Raw genomic sequence first — 2,199 nt, forward strand, 5'->3', positions numbered from 1 at the left:
GTCGGTATCGGGCCGTCGAGCTCGCACACCGTCGGCCCGATGCGGGCGGCCGCGAGCTTCGCCGCCCGGCTGCGCGAGGACGGGCTGCTGGCGCGGACCGCGGGGGTGCGCTGCGAGCTGTTCGGGTCCCTGGGCGCGACCGGGCACGGGCACGGCAGCGTGGGCGCGGTCGTGCTGGGCCTGGAGGGGGAGCAGCCGGACCTGGTCGACCCGGTCGCGGCCCAACCCCGCGTCGAGGCCGTCCGCCGGGAGGGCAAGCTGGCCCTGGCCGGCGAGCACCCGATCGCCTTCTCGGTGGACGACGACGTCGTGCTGCACCGGCGCAGGCGGCTGCCGTTCCACAGCAACGGCATGCTCTTCCGGGCCCTGGACGCGGAGGGCGCCGAGGTCGACCGGCGCGAGTACTACTCGGTGGGCGGCGGGTTCGTCCTGGACGAGGACGACGCCGGGAACCCGGCGCTCGTGGAGGACCCGACCCCGGTCCGGTACCCGTTCCGCACCGGGGAGGAGCTGCTGGCCCGCACCCGGGAGACCGGCCTGCGGATCAGCGACGTGATGCTGGCCAACGAGCTGTCCTGGCGCAGCGAGGCGCAGGTGCGCGCCGGGCTGCTGCACATCTGGTCGGTGATGCAGGAGTGCGTGCAGCGCGGCACCCGCACCACCGGGGTGCTGCCCGGCGGGCTGAAGGTCCGCCGGCGCGCGGCCGCGCTGCGCGAGCAGCTCGAGGCTCATCCGGACGAGGCCGATCCGCTGCGCGCGATGGAGTGGGTCACCCTCTACGCGCTGGCGGTGAACGAGGAGAACGCCGCCGGCGGGCGGGTGGTCACCGCCCCGACCAACGGCGCCGCCGGCATCGTGCCGTCCGTGCTGCACTACTACCGCGACTTCGTCGGCTCCTGCTCCGAGGACGGCGTGGTCCGCTTCCTGCTCACCGCCGCCGCGATCGGGCTGCTGTTCAAGGAGAACGCCTCCATCTCCGGTGCCGAGGTGGGCTGCCAGGGCGAGGTCGGCTCGGCCTGCTCGATGGCCGCCGCCGGGCTGGCCGAGGTGCTCGGCGGCACGCCGGAGCAGGTGGAGAACGCCGCCGAGATCGGCATCGAGCACAACCTGGGGCTGACCTGCGACCCGGTCGGCGGGCTGGTGCAGATCCCGTGCATCGAGCGCAACGCGGTCGGCTCGGTCAAGGCCATCACCGCCGCCCGCATGGCGGTGCGCGGCGACGGCCGGCACCACGTCTCGCTGGACAAGGCGATCAAGACCATGCGGGAGACCGGCGCGGACATGAAGGACAAGTACAAGGAGACCGCCCGCGGCGGGCTGGCGCTCAACATCGTCGAGTGCTGAGGAGGCACCCGTGTCCCACCCCTTCACCCTCACCCTCAGCTGCGCCGAGCGCCCGGGCATCGTGCGGGCGGTGAGCTCGTTCCTGTTCGAGCACGGCTGCGACATCGTCGAGCACCAGCAGTTCGACGACGCGCTGCGCGGGCAGCTGTTCCTGCGCACCGCGTTCGTGTGCGCCGAGGACACCGACGCCGACAGCCTCTCCAGGGCCTTCGCCGCGGCGGCCGACGAGTTCGGCATGACCTACCGCATCACCGGGGCCGAGCCGCCCCGCGTGCTGGTCATGGTGTCCAAGCTGGGGCACTGCCTCAACGACCTGATCTTCCGGTGGCGGGCCGGCAACCTGGGCGGCGAGCTGGTCGCGGTGGTCTCCAACCACGAGGACCTGCGGCCGATGGCGGAGGCCGCCGGGCTGCCGTTCGTGCACGTGCCGGTGACCCCGGCCACCAAGCGCGAGGCCGAGGCCCGGCTGCTGGAGCTGGTCGACCAGCACCGGGCCGACCTGGTCGTGCTCGCCCGGTACATGCAGATCCTCTCCGACGAGACGTGCGTGGCCCTGCACGGCCGGGCGATCAACATCCACCACTCCTTCCTGCCCGGCTTCAAGGGCGCCAAGCCCTACCACCAGGCCTTCGACCGCGGCGTCAAGCTCGTCGGGGCGACCGCCCACTACGTGACCCCCGACCTGGACGAGGGGCCGATCATCGAGCAGGAGGTCATCCGCATCGACCACGCCCACGACCCGCGGGCGCTGGCCACCGTCGGCCGGGACGCCGAGGCGCTGGCCCTGTCCCGGGCGGTCCGCTGGCACTGCGAGCGGCGGGTCCTGCTCAACGGGGCCAGCACGGTCGTCTTCCG

2 protein-coding genes are annotated in these 2,199 nt (G+C 73.4%); both read left to right on the plus strand.

Annotation, left to right across the window (positions count from 1 at the left end):
- Positions 1-1,344 (plus strand): L-serine ammonia-lyase (locus tag ACI78Z_RS24900; RefSeq protein ID WP_457039217.1); only part of this gene is annotated, 1,344 nt, incomplete at its 5' end.
- A gap of 10 nt (positions 1,345-1,354) precedes the next feature.
- Positions 1,355-2,199, plus strand: an 845-nt coding sequence (gene purU, locus ACI78Z_RS24905; protein WP_457039218.1) for a formyltetrahydrofolate deformylase, incomplete at its 3' end; no start/stop codon positions are given.

It is taken from the genome of Geodermatophilus sp. SYSU D01176 (assembly GCF_054050015.1).